The organism is Actinoplanes sp. ATCC 53533 (assembly GCF_003947245.1).
Map to the genome: position 1 here is coordinate 1 of NZ_QHHV01000117.1, position 13,544 is coordinate 13,544.

Here is a 13,544-nt window from a genome sequence, read left to right on the forward strand (position 1 = left end):
GCCGAGGTCAAGGGCGTCTCCGGTACGTGGCGCGACCTCACCGACAACGTCAACCAGCTCGCCTCCACGCTGACCACCCAGCTGCGGGCCATCGCCGAGGTGTCCACGTCGGTGACCCGCGGCGACCTGACCCAGAGCGTGGCGGTCGAGGCGCAGGGCGAGGTCGCCGAGCTCAAGGACAACATCAACCAGATGATCGTGACGCTGCGGGAGACCACCAAGGCGAACGCCGAACAGGGCTGGCTGGACTCCAACCTGGCCCGCATCGGCGGCCTGCTGCAGGGTCAGCGCGACCTCGGCGAGGTCTGCCGCATGATCATGACCGAGGTGACGCCGCTGGTGGACGCGCAGCTCGGCGCGTTCTTCATGGTCGACCACGAGGAGGCCGTGATGCGGCTGCGGCTGGCCGCCTCGTACGGCTACGTCGCCCGCAACCACGAGGTGACCTTCGGGCCCGGGGAAGCACTCGTCGGCCAGGCCGCCGTCTCCCGCCGTACCATCCGGGTGCGGGCGGCCCACGACGGTGCCCTGACGATGCGCTCGGGCCTCATGTCGATGCCACCGAGCGACCTGGTCGTGCTGCCGGTGCTGTTCGAGGGCGAGATGCTCGGCGTGATCGAGTTCGCCTCGGTGGCCGCGTTCTCCGGCCTGCACCTGACCTTCCTGGAGCGCCTGGTGGCGGCTATCGGCGTCGCACTCAACACCATCCAGGCCAACCGGCGCACCGAGGAGTTGCTCGCGCAGTCGCAGCGGCTGGCCCGCGAGATGCAGGACCAGTCGGCGGAGCTGCAGCGGACCAACGCCGAGCTGGAGGACAAGGCCCAGCTGCTCAGCGAGCAGAAGGGCAACATCGAGACGAAGAACCGGGAGATCGAGCTGGCCCGCCTCGGCCTCGAGGAGAAGGCGCAGCAGCTGTCCCGGGCGTCGGCCTACAAGACCGAGTTCCTGGCGAACATGAGCCACGAGCTGCGCACCCCGCTCAACTCGCTGCTGCTGCTGGCCCGGCTGCTCGCCGACAACTCCGAGCACAACCTGACGGAGAAGCAGATCGAGTTCGCCCGGACCATCCACAGCGCCGGCTCCGACCTGTTGTCGCTGATCGACGACATCCTCGACCTCAGCAAGATCGAGGCCGGCCGGATGGACGTCGAGCCGGACCAGGTCGACTTCGACGGCGTCCGCAGCTACGTCGAGCAGGCCTTCACCCCGCAGGCCGACGAGAAGGGCCTGGAGTTCCGGGTGGAGGTCTCGGACGACCTGCCCGAGTCGATCGTCACCGACGCCCAGCGGCTCCAGCAGATCCTGCGCAACCTGCTCTCCAACGCGGTCAAGTTCACCGACAACGGCTCCGTCACGCTGCGCATCCACCCGGCGCCGCCGGAGGCCGACTTCGGCATCCCCGCGCTGGCCGCGGCCCGTCAGGTGGTGGCCTTCGCGGTGTCCGACACCGGCATCGGCATCTCCGACGAGAAGCTCAGCCTGATCTTCGAGGCGTTCCAGCAGGCGGACGGCACGACCAGCCGCAAGTACGGCGGCACCGGCCTGGGCCTGTCGATCAGCCGCGAGTTCGCGGCGCTGCTCGGCGGCACGATCCTGGTCTCCTCGTCGCCCGGCGCGGGCTCGACCTTCACGCTCTACATGCCCGACGCCCTGGTGGGGGACGCGATCCCGGTGCCCTCCATGCCGCAGCTCCCGGCGTCGCATTCGGCCGGCGAGCCGCGTCGCGCGCTGTCCTCGCTGGATCTGCCGCTGATCACGGCCCGCCCGGAGCTGGAGACGCACACCGTCAGCCCGGCCAGCCGCCAGCTCGACGGCGCGACGGTGCTCATCGTCGACGACGATGTGCGCAACGTCTTCGCGCTGACCAGCGCCCTGGAGATGCACGGCCTCAACGTGCTCTATTCCGACAACGGCGTCGACGGGGTCCGGCTGCTGGCCGAGCACCCGGAGGTCGACATCGTCCTGATGGACGCGATGATGCCGGAACAGGACGGGTACGAGACAACCCGCGGAATCCGCCGCAATCAGCGCTTCGCGGACCTACCGGTAGTGTTCCTGACAGCGAAGGCGATGCCCGGCGACCGGGAATCGGCGCTGGCGGCGGGTGCGAGCGACTACATCACCAAGCCGGTCGACCTGGACGAGCTGATCGAGCTGATGGCCCGATGGGTGAACGCGTCCGACAACTCCGGGACGGAGAGCCAGAATGGCGGTTAGTCGAGTCGAGGGTGGCGGCGGAGAGGTTGGCCGGAGTGGCTGAGCGAGCCAAGGCCCTGCTGGTCGACGACCGGCGTGACAATCTGTTGGCCCTGGAGGCGATCCTGCAGGGCCTGCCGGTGCAGGCGGTCGCGGTCGAGAGCGGCGAGGCGGCGCTGAAGCAGCTGCTCACGGACGACTTCGCGGTGATCCTGCTGGACGCGCAGATGCCCAACATGGACGGCTTCGAGACGGCCGGGCACATCAAGCGCCGCGAGCGCACCCGGCACGTGCCGATCCTGTTCCTGACGGCGGCGGACCGCGATGCCCAGCTAGCCCTGCGCGGATATGCGGTCGGCGCGGTGGACTATCTGACCAAGCCGTTCGACCCGTGGGTGCTGCGGGCGAAGGTGTCCATCTTCGTCGAGCTGTGGACCAAGACCCAGCAGCTCAAGGCCCAGGCAGACGCCAGCCGCGAGCGCGACGCCCAGTGGCAGCGGCTGACCGACCTGGTGGACGAGGCGGCCCGGACCCTGCGGGCCGGCGGCGACGAGGCCGCCGGCGAAGCGCTGGAGCTGCTGGAGAAGGCCCGCTGGGGCAACTAGCCGCTCACCCGCCGACGATGTCGAAGGTGTAGACGGCGCCGCCGGCGCTACCCGCGCTGATGCCTTTGCCGTCCGGAAGCGCGACGCAGGTGGTCAGTGCGGCGTCGACCCGCATCGCGGCCACCGGGACCGGGTCGTCCGGCCGCCAGACAGTGATGGTGCCCGCGCCGGTGGCCGCCGCGAGCCAGCTGCCGTCGGGCGCGGCCACCAGCGCGGTGACCGATGGATCGTGTCCGGTCAGCCGGCTCCGGCAGTCGCCGGAGGCCAGGTCCCACACGTGCACCTGACCTCGCTGCGTAGCGGCAGCCAGCCAGCTCCCGTCGGGGGACGCCACGAGCCCGCGGATCCAGCCGAGGTGGTCGTCGAAGACCTGCCGGCAATCGCCGGTGGACAGCTCCCAGACGCTCACGGTGTAGCCGTTTCCGGTGGCCAGCCAGGTGCCGTCCGGTGCGGCTGCGAGCGGGCCGGCCCAGTGGCCGTGGTCCTTCAGCTCGCCGCGATGATCACCGGTGTCGGGGTTCCAGATCTGGATGGTGCCCTCCGTGCACCTCGCGGCGAGCCACTCGCCGCTGGGGCTGACGACCAGCCGCCCCACCGGGCTCGGGTGGCCGCGCAGGACCCGCCGACAATCTCCGGTGCTCGGGTCCCAGATGCGCACGGTGGTGTCAGCGCCGCCGGTAGCGAGCCATGCGCCGTCGGGAGCGACGGCCAACGCGCGCATCCAGTGGTTGTGGCCCACGAGAATGTGCCTGTTCTGGCCGGTATGCAGATCCCACACCCGGGTGGTGCTCGCACCGCTGGTGGCTGCCCAGGTGCCGTCGGGCGGCACGACGATCGCCGTGATCGGGCTCGTGTGCCCGCTGAGGACCTGCTCGCACGCACCGGTGGCCGGATCCCAGACCCGCGCGGTGTGGTCCTCGCTCGCGGTGGCCAGCCACCTTCCGCCGGAATCACTCGCCATCGCGGTGACTCGGCCGGTGTGCCCGACCGCGGCGGTGTCGACGGCGGGGATCGACGGATCCCAGGATCTCGACGTGCGGTCGTATCCCGCCGTGACCAGCCAGCGCCCGTCCGGAGCGGTGGCCACCTTGGTGATCCGGTCGGTGTGGCTGGTGTAGACGCCCTCGCAGGCGCCGGTCAGCGGATTCCAGATCCGGACCGTGCGGTCGTGGCCGGTGGTGGCCAGCCGGGTGACGTCACCCCCGACGGTCGCCAGTGCGACCACCCAGTCGGTGTGGCCGGCCAGGACTCGCTGTTCGGCGCCGGTGACGGGGCCCCAGATCCGGACGGTGTTGTCGTGGCTCGCCGTGGCGAGCCACGATCCGCCGGGGTCGACGGCCATGGCGCAGACGATGCCCGTGTGGCCACGCAGGACATGGCCGGCGGAGCCGGTTGCCGGATCCCAGATCCGGACGGTGCTGTCGCCGCCGGCGGTGGCCAGCCAGGCGTCGTCGGGGGCCGAGGCCAGGCAGGCGACCCAGTTGGTGTGGCCCTCGAGGAGGCGGCTGCGGCGACCCGTGGCGGTGTCCCAGATCCGTACGGTGTGGTCCTGCCCGGTGCTGGCTATCCAGCCACCGTGCGAGGCGATCGCCAGCGCGGTGAGCCGATCGGTGTGGCCGGCGAGGAGCCTCCGGCAGGCACCGGTGGCCGTGTCCCACAACCGCACTGTCCGATCATGACTGGCGCTGGCGATCCAGTCGTTCGACGCGGGGGCTGCCAGGGCGGTCACCGGACCCGTGTGGCCGGCGAGGACGTGCATGAGCGCGCCGGTTGCCGGATCCCAGAGGCGCACGGTGTGATCGGCGCTGCCGGTGGCCAGCCATCGTCCGTCGCCCGCTGCCGCGATGCTGGTGATTTCGCTGCCGTGGCCGGTGAGGATGTGCTCGGTGGCACCCGTGCCGGGGTTCCAGACCCGGACGGTGTGGTCGCCGCCGCCCGTGGCGATCCAGCTCCCGTCGGGCGCCACGGCGAGCGCGGTGACCAGGTCGGAGTGGCCGGTGAAGGTGCGCAGCAGGGCCGGGTGCGGCAGGTCGGGCAGCGGCCAGCGGTTGGCCACGCGGGGGGTGGGCAGGCTGGGCACGTGGTCGCGGATGGTGGACTGGAACGTTCCGACGGCTTCCAGCCGGCTCACCAGCACCGCGGACAGCGCGTGACCGGGGGTGATCGGCGTCAGCAGGTGGGCGTTCTGCCGGATCTTGCGGCCGAGCAGCCGGGCGATGTCGGTCGGCACGTGGGCGAGATCCGCTTCGGCGCCGGCCGGCCCGTGCCGGCGCAGCCGGGAGACGATCCAGCGCAGGTCGGTGACGGTGGCCGCCAGATCGTGCGCCCGGCCGGCACCGAGCGCATGATCAGCGAAATGCCGGATCAGGTAGTCGTGCCGCTCCGACAGCTCCCACCAGGCCGGGCTCTCCCCGGCCGAGGGCACGACCCGCGCGGCGGCGTCGAGCAGCCGGCCGTGCAGGTCGGCGAGGCCGGGCTCGCCCACCTCGTGGATCAGGTAAGCCCGGATCACGTCGTGCAGGCGAACCGTTCCCGCGTCGTGGCTGTAATCCAGGACGAGGGCCAGGTCGGCGAGCGTCTCGCAGGTCGCGCGCACCCGCCGCGGGGTCGCCTGCCAGAGCATCTCCAGGACGGCGACGGGCACGTCGGCATCCTCGGGAAAGATGGCCATCTCGAAGAACCGCTCGACCGTCTCGGGCGCGAGCAGATCCAGGCCGGCCCGGATCGTCGCCCGTACGGCGCGGCCGCGGTGGTGCGCGTTGTCGAGGTCGAAGGTGACGGGACCGTCCTCTTCGAGCCGGTCGGCGACGTCTTGCAGCGCCTGCTCCACCGGGGTGCCGTAGTCCACGGCGCGGACCAGCGCCCGATTGGCCAGGGCCAGCAGGACCGGCCAGCGACCGGTCGCGGCCACCACGCGGTCGACCGGCTCGGTGACGGCGTGCGGGACGTCGCGGGTCAGCAGGGCCGCCGCCTGCGCGGCCGTCATTTGATCGAGCTGCACGCAGCCGCGTGGATCGACCAGCCGCCGGTGCCGCGTGGTCAGCAGCCGCCGGCATCGGCGGCCACCGCAGAGGAACGGCTCGATCTGTTGATCGGTCCAGGCATCGTCGACAACGAGCAGTACGGGGTCATTCTGCGAGTCGAGCACCTCGCCGAGCCGGAATCCTGCCTGCAGCGGGTCGGTCAGCGCCGGCCGCACGCCGGTCAGCTGCTCGACCAGGTCGTTCACCTTGGCGGCGAGCTCGGCGCCGGTCACCTGCTCTCCCAGTGTCACCCAGAGCAGACCGCCCGGAAAGCGCTGCTCCGCCCGAGGCTGGTGACAGATCCACTTGGCCACCGTGGTCTTGCCGAAGCCGCCCGTGCCGTACACCCCGGTGATGCCGACCGGGTCGCTGTCGTCCGAGCACACCAGCTCCAGCAGCCGGTCGGTGACGTCGGGGCGCGCGACGATGCCCGCGGTGAGCGGGGGTGCCATTCGCCTGCGGCGCGGCTCCGCCGGGAGCGGCGCCCACTGGTTGACGGTGATGCTGCCGCCGGGCGCGTTGTATTGCGCCGCGCGCTGCGACGCCTGGTATGTCCCGCCGCGATCAGCAGCCCCGGCCGCGGTCATCCCGGCGATATGCCGTCGCGGGAATGCTGGTGCACGGTGATGGATCCACCCGGGGCGTTGTATTGCTGGCTGTGATCCCGCGAGATGAACGTGTCGGCTCGGGCCTGCTTTTCCGCGGGCAGCTGCGCGCGGACCGATCGCGCCCACGCCTCGAGGTCGTCTCCGATCTCCGGATATTCCTCGGCCAGGTCGTACAGCCGCTGTTGCCAGGTCTGCGCCCACTGGCGTTCGGCCGCCGGCCGGTCGGCCAACTCGGGCCGGTCCAACTCGGACGCCATCTCGTCGACCCAGTGGGCCGCCGTCTCCGCTCGCCGCTGCCCGGCGTGGGCGAACAACCGGACGAGTCCGCCGCGGGCGGACTGCCAGGCGTCGGTGGCCACGGCGCCGACCAGCGCCGAACCACCGGAAGCGAGAACCGCAAGGAGCGTTTCCGGCACCACGCTGTTTCTCCCGTCAGAGCCGAGTGTCCGGTTCAGCGTAGAACCGTATCGCTACGCTCACGAAGGGTCACGCTCGCGGCGGGCGGTGATCACCGGGGCGAGCTCCGCCATGACCGTGCCGCTCCTCCCGATGGAGGAGATGCCCAGGTCAGCACGGCGGCGGTGGAGCTGCGCGGGGGCCGACAGGAAGCTGTCAGGTAGAGCTGGAAATCATCAGGGCGCTGCGGAGACCGGTGATGTCCAGGACGCGCAGCAGGAAGTCGCCGACGTTGGCCAGCGCCAGCACCGTGCGGGCATGCTGGGCCTTGCGGCTGAGCACCACCAGGGTGCCCAGGCCCTGCGAGTCGCAGAAGGTCACGCCGGACATGTCGAGGACGATTCGGGAGGGTGGTTCCAGCAGTGTCTCGTTGACCATGGCAGACAATTTGGTGACCGTGAGCACGTCGATCTCACCGGCGAGGTGGAAGACAACCTCGTCGGGGGCTCGCTCAAGCGCGATGGACAGCTCCGGTCGCTCCACCTGGTCAGCCTATCGCGGAAGAGGGAATCCAGCCTGTTGGGCACGGTTCATCCGCCTGTGCCGGACCTGCCGATCGTGACCTGCACAACCCGCCTGCGGGGCTGCCAAGGCGGCTGCCGCCCGGCGCTGACAGAATGGGATTCGCTGTGACCACCTCATACCGCGCCGCGGGCAGTCCGTACCCGGACGAGGCCCCGGTCTCCCAGGCCCTGTTCGACCGCGCCAAGGGCATCGTGCCCGGCGGGGTCAATTCACCCGTGCGTGCGTTCCAGGCCGTGGGCGGAACGCCCCGGTTCATGGTGCGGGGCGAGGGTCCGTGGCTGGTCGACGCCGACGGGCGCCGCTACGTGGACCTGGTCTGCTCGTGGGGCCCGTTGATCCACGGGCACGCCCACCCGGCGATCGTCGCCGCCGTGCAGTCCGCCGCCGCGCTCGGCACCAGCTTCGGCACGCCGACCGAGGGCGAGGTGGAGCTGGCCGAGGAGATCGTCGGGCGGACCCCCGTCGAGCAGGTCCGGCTGGTCAGCTCGGGCACCGAGGCGACGATGAGCGCGATCCGGCTGGCCCGCGGCTTCACCGGGCGCAGCAAGATCGTGAAGTTCGCCGGCTGCTACCACGGCCACGTCGACGCCCTGCTGGCCGCGGCCGGCTCCGGCGTCGCCACGCTGGGGCTGCCGGACTCGCCCGGAGTGACCGGCGCGGCGGCCAGCGAGACCATCGTGCTGCCCTACAACGACATCGCCGCGGTCGAGGCGGCGTTCGCCGCCAACGACGACATCGCCGCGATCATCACCGAGGCCGCGGCCGGCAACATGGGCGTGATCGCGCCGCGCGAGGGCTTCAACCGGCGGCTCGCCGAGCTCGCCCACGCCAACGGCGCGCTGCTGGTCGTCGACGAGGTGATGACCGGCTTCCGGGTCGCCCCGGGCGGCTGGGCCGGCCTCGAGCCCGTCGACGCCGACCTCTTCACGTACGGCAAGGTCATGGGTGGTGGCCTGCCGGCCGCGGCCTTCGGCGGCCGCACCGAGATCATGTCCCGGCTGGCCCCGGCCGGGCCGGTCTACCAGGCCGGCACGCTCTCCGGTAACCCGTTGGCCTGCGCGGCGGGGCTGACCAGCCTGCGGCTGGCCGACGACGCCGTCTACAAGCGGCTGGACGAGCTGTCCGCCACCGTGGGCGCGCTCACCTCGGACGCGCTGAACACCGCGGGCGTCCCGCACCGGCTCTCCTTCGCCGGCAACATGTTCTCCATCTTCTTCACCGACGCCGAGGTCGTCGACTACGACTCGGCGAAGACGCAGGACACGGCCGCGTTCAAGGCGTTCTTCCACGCGATGCTCTCCCGCGGTGTCTACCTGCCGCCGAGCGCTTTCGAATCGTGGTTCGTGTCGACGGCGCTGGACGACGCCGCGTTGGAGCAGATCGGTGCGGCGCTGCCGGCGGCAGCTGCCGCGGCCGCGGCAACAGGGGGAGCAACATCTTGAGCGAGCCGACCAGGACCACGGTGCACGTGCTGCGGCACGGCGAGGTCTACAACCCGGGCAAGATCCTGTACGGCCGGCTGCCCGACTTCCACCTGTCGGAGCTGGGCCGGCAGATGGCGAAGGCGGCCACCGAGGCGCTCGCCGACCGTGACGTCACGCACGTGGTGGCGAGCCCGCTGGAGCGCGCCCAGGAGACGGCCGAGCCGTTCGCGGCCCACTTCAAGCTGGAGACGGCCACCGACACCCGGCTCATCGAGAGCGCCAACTTCTTCGAGGGCAAGAAGGTGTCGGTCGGCGACGGGGCGTTCACCAACCCGCGAAACTGGTGGGTGCTGCGGGACCCGATCACCCCGTCCTGGGGCGAGGCCTATCTGGTGATCGCGCAGCGGATGTTCGCCGCGATCCAGGCCGCCCGGGTGGCCGCCGAGGGCCACGAGGCGGTCTGCGTCTCCCACCAGCTCCCGATCTGGACCCTGCGCCGGTACGTCGAGAAGAAGCGCCTCTGGCACGACCCGCGCCGCCGGCAGTGCGGCCTGGCCAGCCTGACCTCGTTCGTGTTCGAGGATGCCAAGATCGTCGGCGTCGAGTATGCCGAGCCGGCCGCCGCGCTGGTGGCCATGTCGCCCAGCGCCCGGACCGCCAAGGGGGCCTGACCGTGCGCCGGCCCGCCGCAGTTGTCCTCGTCGCCGCGATCGCCGCCGGTGCGCTGGCCGGCTGCGGCAGCGAGAGCTGGGAGAAGAAGTGCTCGACGAACGCCGACGGCGTCGTCGAGTGCGCCCCCGACCAGCGCCCGCAGCCCCGCGCGGTCACCGGTGAGCTGCTCGACGGCGGCAGCTACGACGTCTCGCAGGATCGCGGCAAGGTGGTCGTGGTCAACTTCTGGGGTTCGTGGTGCAACCCGTGCCGGGCCGAGGCCGACGACCTGGAGCAGACGTACCAGGCGACCAAGGCCAAGAACGTGACCTTCGTCGGGGTCAACTCGCGCGACGACCGGGACGCGGCCAAGGCGTTCGAGCGCGGCTTCGGGGTGACCTACCCGAGCGTCTACGACCAGAACGGCAGCGTCGCGCTCGAGTTCGACGTGACCCAGGTCGCCACGCCGTCGACGCTGATCCTGGACCGGCAGGGCCGGATCGCGGTCGGCATCCGCGAACCGGTCACGGTCGGTGTGCTGCAGCCGCTGGTCGAGCGGATCGCCGCCGAGGAGCCGGGCTGATGGGAGAGAGCTTCGCCGACGCCGCCAGCAGTGGCCCGTTGCTGCTGGCGATCGGGGCGGCCGCGATCGCCGGGCTGGTCAGCTTCCTGTCGCCCTGCGTGCTCCCGCTCATGCCCGGCTATTTGTCGTACGTGACCGGGCTGGCCGGCGCGGATCTCGACGCCGCGCTGGGCGTCCCGCCGAAAGCGGAGCCCGCCGGCGGATCCGTGGCGGTGCGGACCAGGCCGCCGGAGGCGAAGACCGCCGGGCGGGGCCGGGTGCTCGCCGGCACGGTGCTGTTCGTCGTCGGCTTCTCCGTCGTCTTCATGCTGCTGGCCACCCTGGTCGCCAACATCGGGCTGGCGCTGAAGACCCACGAGCGCACCCTCAACATCGTGCTCGGCGTGCTGATCATCGTGCTCGGCCTGCTGTTCCTCGGCGTGGTCCCGGGCATGCAGGGGCAGGCCCGGATCACCTGGCTGCCCAACGCGGGGCTGGCCGGGGCGCCGATCTTCGGGGCGCTGTTCGGCCTCTCCTGGCTGCCGTGCACCGGCCCCACCCTCGGCGCGGTTCTCGGCCTGGCCACCACCAGCGGGCAGACCGACCGGGCGGTGGTGCTCGCGCTGGCGTACAGCCTCGGGCTCGGGGTGCCGTTCGTGCTGTTCGGGCTCTTCTTCCGGCGGCTGCTCGGGGTCTTCAAGGCCGTCCGCCGCAACAGCCGGTGGGTGACCCGGATCGGCGGCGTGCTGCTCATCGCGGTCGGGCTGGCGCTGGTCACCGGCGGCTGGAACACCTTCCTGATCTGGCTGGTGACGACCTTCAACTTCGATGCCGGGACGCTGCTGTGACCGTCGTCGAGGAGCGCCCGACGGCCGCCGCCGAGCCCCCGCCGCGCCGGCCCAACCGGGCCTGGGCGCTGCTGCGCAACTCCTGGCGGCAGCTCACCAGCATGCGCACGGCCCTGGTCCTGCTCTTCCTGCTCGCGGTGGCCGCGATCCCGGGCTCGGTGCTGCCGCAGCGCGCGGTCAACGTGGAGAACGTCGCCGGCTACTTCCGCGACCATCCGGAGCTGGCGCCGATCCTGGACCGGCTGGGCGGCTTCGACGTCTACGCGTCGCCCTGGTTCGCGTCGATCTACCTGCTGCTCTTCACCTCGCTGGTGGGCTGCGTGGTGCCGCGCCTGCTCGATCACTTCCGCGCGCTGCGCACCGTACCCCCGGATGCTCCGCGCCGCCTGGAGCGGCTGCCGCAGCATGCGGCGGCAGAGCCGCGACCCGACGATCCGGCCGCCACGGCCGCGACCGTCGCGGCGAGCCTGCGCCGCCGCCGCTTCCGCACCGTCGTGCGCGAGCGCCCGGACGGCACGTGGACGGTCTCGGCCGAGAAGGGCCTGCTCAAGGAGACCGGCAACCTGCTGTTCCACTTCGCGCTGCTCGCGGTGCTGATCGGGGTGGGCTTCGGGCACTGGTACGGCTGGCACGGCAACCGCCTGCTGGTGCAGGGCACGGACTTGGGCTTCTGCAACTCCCTCACGCAGTACGACGAGTCCTCGCTCGGCCCTCGCCTCGACGCGGCCGACCTGCCGTTCTTCTGCCTGCGGCTGACCGACTTCCACGCGAGCTACCAGAGCAACGGCCAGCCGAAGTCGTTCGGCGCGGACGCCGACGTGCAGACCGAGCACGACGGTGCCTGGCGGCCGGTCGAGTTCACGGTCAACCACCCGCTGCGCCTGCCGCAGGCCAACGTGCACCTGCTCGGCCACGGCTACGCGCCGATCCTGCGGTACACCGACCGCTTCGGCCAGCAGCAGACCAAGATCGTGCCGTTCCTGCCCCGCGACCAGATGCTCACCAGCGAGGGCGTCGCGCAGTTCCCGGACGTCAACATCGACCCGAAGACGAACAAGCGCGACGAGGACCTGCAGGTCGCCTTCGAGGGTGTCTTCCTGCCCACTGTGGACCCGAAGGGCGGCGCGGCCTCGGTCTTCCCGGCCGAGCGCGATCCGGCGCTGTTCCTGACGGCATACCGGGGCAACCTCGGCGTCGACGCCGGCCTGCCCGGCTCGGTCTACGCGCTGGACCGCGGCCAGCTCGCCAACGGCCAGCTCAAGCAGGTCAGCGGCGAGCGCCCGCAGCGGTTGACCGTCGGCCAGTCGTGGACCCTGGACGACGGCACCAAGCTGGAGTTCCTCGGCACCCGGCAGTTCGCCACCCTCGCGGTGCGGTACGACCCCACCCAGCCGCTGGTGCTGGGCGGGGCGGTGCTGGGCCTGCTCGGGCTGATGCTGTCGCTGTCCGGGCACCGCCGCCGGGTGTGGTTCCGGGTTACGCCCCCTGCCGGGTCCGAGCCGGGCGCCGGCGGTAGTTTGATGGAGGCCGGTGGCCTGCCGCGCACCGACTATCCGGGCTTCCAAGAGGAGTTCGAGCAGGTCGTGGCAGCGGCGCGGGGCGCCGGGGTGCGGGATGAGAGGACGCCGTGATGGCGGAGTTGTCTGACCAGTTGATGGCCTTCACCGTGCTGGCATACCTGGCGGCGATGGTCTGCTACGCCGCCGAGTACGCGTTCGGCAACCGCAGCCACATCGGCCGCGCCGCCACCCGACCGGCCCGCCAGCTCGCCGGCGCCGGTGCTCCCGCGGAGGTCGTGCCGCCCGCCGATGACGTGCCGCCCGCCGATGAGGCGCCGCCGGCCGACGCGGTCGTCGAGACCGCGCCGCCGCGTGACCGGGGCGTGCTGCTCGGCTTGATCGGCGTCGGGCTCACCTGGCTCGCCTTCGCGCTGCACCTGGGCACGGTGGTCACCCGCGGCCTCGCGGCCGGCCGCATGCCGTGGGGCAACATGTACGAGTTCATCCTCGCGGTGACGCTGGTCGGCTCGGCGGTCTGGCTGGGTGTGCTGACCCGCAAGCCGGCCGTGCGCCACCTGGGCCTCTTCACCGCGCTGGCGCTGGTCGTGCTGCTCGGCGCGGCCGGGCTGATCGCCTACACGCCGGTGGGCCCGCTGGTCCCGGCGCTGAACTCGTACTGGTACATCGTGCACGTCTCGACGATCATTGTGGCCTCCGGCATCTTCCTGATCGGCGCGGTGCCGGCGGCGATGTTCCTGGTCCGCGCGGGTTACGACGCGGGCAAGCGAAGCTTCCCGTACACCCTGGGCGCGAAGGTGCCGTCGGCGCAGGTGCTGGAGCGGCTGACCTTCCGGCTGCACGCGTTCGCGTTCCCGCTCTTCACCTTCGGCGCGCTGATCGCCGGGCCGCTGTGGGCCGAGGCGTCGTGGGGGCGCTACTGGGGCTGGGACCCCAAGGAGGTCTGGGCGTTCATCTCCTGGGTCGTCTACGCGGCCTACCTGCACGCCCGGGCCACCCCGAGCGTCAAGCGCAGCACGGCGACCTGGATCGCCCTGATCGGGTTCGTGACCATGCTGATGAACCTGTTCGGCGTGAACCTGTTCTTCGGAGGGCTGCACTCATACGCCAACGCCGGCGGGATGTGACC

11 protein-coding genes are annotated in these 13,544 nt (G+C 71.5%); 8 read left to right on the forward strand and 3 right to left on the reverse strand.

What is annotated here, in order from left to right; translation table 11 throughout:
- A partial coding sequence (locus DMB66_RS33805; protein ID WP_125808189.1) for an ATP-binding protein occupies positions 1-2,217 on the forward strand: 2,217 nt, incomplete at its 5' end.
- A gap of 35 nt (positions 2,218-2,252) precedes the next feature.
- On the forward strand, positions 2,253-2,801 hold the full coding sequence (locus DMB66_RS33810; protein ID WP_125808190.1) for a two-component system response regulator: 549 nt from the start codon (positions 2,253-2,255) through the stop codon (positions 2,799-2,801).
- A gap of 4 nt (positions 2,802-2,805) precedes the next feature.
- Here DMB66_RS33810 and DMB66_RS33815 read toward each other — a convergent pair whose 3' ends face one another.
- From DMB66_RS33815 to DMB66_RS33825, 3 genes are all read right to left on the reverse strand, one after another.
- Positions 2,806-6,411 (reverse strand): NB-ARC domain-containing protein, encoded by a 3,606-nt coding sequence (locus DMB66_RS33815; RefSeq protein WP_125808191.1) that lies wholly within the window; start codon positions 6,409-6,411, stop codon positions 2,806-2,808.
- On the reverse strand, positions 6,408-6,851 hold the full coding sequence (locus tag DMB66_RS33820) for a hypothetical protein (protein WP_125808192.1): 444 nt from the start codon (positions 6,849-6,851) through the stop codon (positions 6,408-6,410). Before DMB66_RS33820 ends, DMB66_RS33815 begins: the two co-directional genes overlap by 4 nt.
- A gap of 193 nt (positions 6,852-7,044) precedes the next feature.
- A complete protein-coding gene (locus tag DMB66_RS33825; RefSeq protein ID WP_125808193.1) occupies positions 7,045-7,371 on the reverse strand; it encodes an STAS domain-containing protein in 327 nt (108 codons plus the stop codon).
- Between the two features lie 134 nt (positions 7,372-7,505).
- Here DMB66_RS33825 and hemL point away from each other — a divergent pair, with 134 nt between their 5' ends.
- The 6 genes from hemL to ccsB are packed head-to-tail and all read left to right on the forward strand — an operon-like array spanning position 7,506 to position 13,542.
- A complete protein-coding gene (hemL, locus tag DMB66_RS33830; RefSeq protein ID WP_125808194.1) occupies positions 7,506-8,855 on the forward strand; it encodes a glutamate-1-semialdehyde 2,1-aminomutase in 1,350 nt (449 codons plus the stop codon).
- Positions 8,852-9,508, forward strand: coding sequence for a histidine phosphatase family protein (locus DMB66_RS33835; RefSeq protein ID WP_125808195.1), 657 nt, complete (start codon positions 8,852-8,854; stop codon positions 9,506-9,508). Before hemL ends, DMB66_RS33835 begins: the two co-directional genes overlap by 4 nt.
- Positions 9,505-10,071, forward strand: a complete 567-nt coding sequence (locus DMB66_RS33840) for a TlpA disulfide reductase family protein (protein ID WP_125808208.1) — start codon at positions 9,505-9,507, stop codon at positions 10,069-10,071. The genes DMB66_RS33835 and DMB66_RS33840 overlap by 4 nt, the downstream gene beginning before the upstream one ends.
- Positions 10,071-10,898 (forward strand): cytochrome c biogenesis CcdA family protein, encoded by an 828-nt coding sequence (locus DMB66_RS33845; protein ID WP_125808196.1) that lies wholly within the window; start codon positions 10,071-10,073, stop codon positions 10,896-10,898. Before DMB66_RS33840 ends, DMB66_RS33845 begins: the two co-directional genes overlap by 1 nt.
- Complete coding sequence (locus DMB66_RS33850) at positions 10,895-12,529, forward strand: cytochrome c biogenesis protein ResB (protein ID WP_125808197.1); 1,635 nt, start codon at positions 10,895-10,897, stop codon at positions 12,527-12,529. The genes DMB66_RS33845 and DMB66_RS33850 overlap by 4 nt, the downstream gene beginning before the upstream one ends.
- Positions 12,529-13,542, forward strand: coding sequence for a c-type cytochrome biogenesis protein CcsB (gene ccsB / locus DMB66_RS33855; RefSeq protein WP_125808198.1), 1,014 nt, complete (start codon positions 12,529-12,531; stop codon positions 13,540-13,542). The genes DMB66_RS33850 and ccsB overlap by 1 nt, the downstream gene beginning before the upstream one ends.
- The last annotated feature ends 2 nt before the right edge of the window (positions 13,543-13,544 follow it).

Excerpts from the sequence above, each read along its gene's own strand:
- DMB66_RS33815 (WP_125808191.1), bottom strand. The coding sequence starts at position 6,411 with ATGACCGCGGCCGGGGCTGCTGATCGCGGCGGGACATACCAGGCGTCG.
- hemL (WP_125808194.1), top strand. The coding sequence starts at position 7,506 with ATGGGATTCGCTGTGACCACCTCATACCGCGCCGCGGGCAGTCCGTAC.
- DMB66_RS33845 (WP_125808196.1), top strand. The coding sequence starts at position 10,071 with ATGGGAGAGAGCTTCGCCGACGCCGCCAGCAGTGGCCCGTTGCTGCTG.
- ccsB (WP_125808198.1), top strand. The coding sequence starts at position 12,529 with ATGGCGGAGTTGTCTGACCAGTTGATGGCCTTCACCGTGCTGGCATAC.